Here is a 2,001-nt window from a genome sequence, read left to right as displayed (position 1 = left end):
GCTGGCCGACGGCGGACTGCTGCGCCACCTGTCGCCCAAAGCGACCGAGGCGCTCATCGCCGATGGCGTTATTAGCGGCGGCATGATCCCCAAGGTGCGCGCTGCGCTCGACGCCCTGGAACACGGCGTTCCGCAGGTGCGGATTGTGGATCTGGCCGGACTGCGCGGCGGCGGAGGGACAATATTCAGTAGACCAGTTCACTAACAACCAACGACTAACCATTAATCTTAACACTTCGGAGAATGCACATGGACAAACAATCAATCATCGCCGACGAAGCCCGCTACGTGATGCAGACCTACCGGCGGGCGGAAATGGTGCTGGAGCGCGGCGAGGGGGTTTACCTCTATGACACCGACGGCCGGCGCTACCTCGACTTCATGGCCGGCATCGCCGTAGTGGCGCTGGGGCACAGCGACCCGGAAGTAGCCACCGCTGTGGCCGAGCAGGCGGCCACGCTGACCCACGTCAGCAACCTGTTCCACACCATCCCCCAGGTCGGGCTGGCCCAACGGCTGGTGGAGCACTCCTTCGCCGACCGCGTCTTCTTCACCAACTCCGGCTCGGAGGCCAACGAGGGGGCGCTGAAGTTCGCTCGCAAGTGGGCCAGGGCGCGCGGCGGCGAGGGCCAACACGAGATCGTGGCCTTCGGCGGCAGCTTCCACGGCCGGACAATGGGCGCGCTGTCGACGACCTACAAGGCCATCTACCGCGAGCCGTTCGCGCCGCTGGTTCCGGGGGTCTGCTTCGCGCCGTTCAACGACCTGGACGCGGCGCGCGCGCTCATCTCCGACGCCACCTGCGCGGTCATCGTCGAGCCGGTGCAGGGCGAGGGGGGCATCCACGCCGCGACGCCCGAATTTCTGCGCGGCCTGCGGGCGCTGTGCGACGAGCACGGCGCGCTGCTCATCTTTGACGAGGTGCAGTGCGGACTGGGGCGCACCGGCCGCCTGTGGGCGCACGAGGCATATGATGTCACACCTGACGTGATGACCCTGGCCAAGCCGCTGGCGAACGGTCTGCCCATTGGGGCCATCCTGGTGACGGAGGACGTGGCCGCGGCCATCGGGCCGGGCGAGCACGGCAGCACCTTCGCCGGCGGGCCGGTCGTCTGCCGCGCCGCCCAGGTCGTCTTCGACCGCGTATCCCGGCCGGACTTCCTGGCCGCCGTCGCCGCCAATGGCGACTATCTGCGCCGGCGGCTGCGCGCGCTGGACAGCCCCCACATCGTTGACGTGCGCGGGGCGGGCCTGCTGGTCGGCGTGGAACTGGACGTGCCCGTCGCGCCCATCCTCGCCGCCGCCCGCGCGCGGGGGCTGCTGGTCATCAATGCCGGCGACAAGGTACTGCGCATCGCCCCGCCGCTTATCGTCACGCCGGAGCACATTGACGACGCCGTCGCCATCTTGAGCGAGTGTGTGGGGCAGGCTTAAGCAGAAGAAAGGTTCCAGGTTCCAGGGGCCAGGTTCCAGGGGAAGAGCGCTCTACCCTAGAACCTGGCCCCTGGAACCTGGCCCCTAAAGAATGACCGACCTCAGCATCAGCCCCCTGACGCCCGACGACTGGCCGGCAGTGCGCGCCATCTACGAGGAGGGCATCGCCACCGGCCAGGCCACCTTCGAGACGGTCGCGCCCGACTGGCCGGTCTGGGACGCGGCCCACCGGCCCGATTGCCGGCTGGCCGCCCGTCAGGAGGGGCGCGTCGTGGGCTGGGCAGCCCTCAGCCCGGTGTCGGCCCGCGCCGTCTACCGGGGCGTGGCCGAGGTCAGCGTCTACGTGGCCGCGGCGGCGCGCGGGCGGGGGGTGGGCCGCGCCCTGCTGGCGGCGCTGGTCGAGGCGTCGGAGGCGGCCGGCGTCTGGACGCTACAGGCCAGCATCTTCCCGGAGAACGAGGCCAGTGTGGCGCTCCATGTGGCGTGCGGCTTCCGCGTCATCGGGCGGCGCGAGCGGCCGGCCCAACTGCACGGCGTCTGGCGCGATACGCTGCTGGTGGAGCGGCG

2 protein-coding genes and 1 pseudogene are annotated in these 2,001 nt (G+C 70.0%); all 3 read left to right on the top strand.

Going from position 1 to position 2,001, the window contains the following annotated elements; translation table 11 throughout:
* Nucleotides 1–205: pseudogene (locus ACE3UY_RS18790) on the top strand (acetylglutamate kinase); the annotation flags it as partial.
* A gap of 44 nt (nt 206–249) precedes the next feature.
* The gene (locus ACE3UY_RS18785) at nt 250–1,434 is read left to right on the top strand and encodes an aspartate aminotransferase family protein (protein WP_374689012.1); all 1,185 of its coding nucleotides are present in this window, start codon (nt 250–252) and stop codon (nt 1,432–1,434) included.
* A gap of 91 nt (nt 1,435–1,525) precedes the next feature.
* Nucleotides 1,526–2,001, top strand: a 476-nt coding sequence (locus tag ACE3UY_RS18780) for an N-acetyltransferase family protein (RefSeq protein WP_374689011.1), incomplete at its 3' end; no start/stop codon positions are given.

It is taken from the genome of Promineifilum sp. (SeqCode) (assembly GCF_041918635.1).
Lineage (GTDB): Bacteria > Chloroflexota > Anaerolineae > Promineifilales > Promineifilaceae > Promineifilum.
This window is presented reverse-complemented; position numbering and strand designations above follow the sequence as displayed.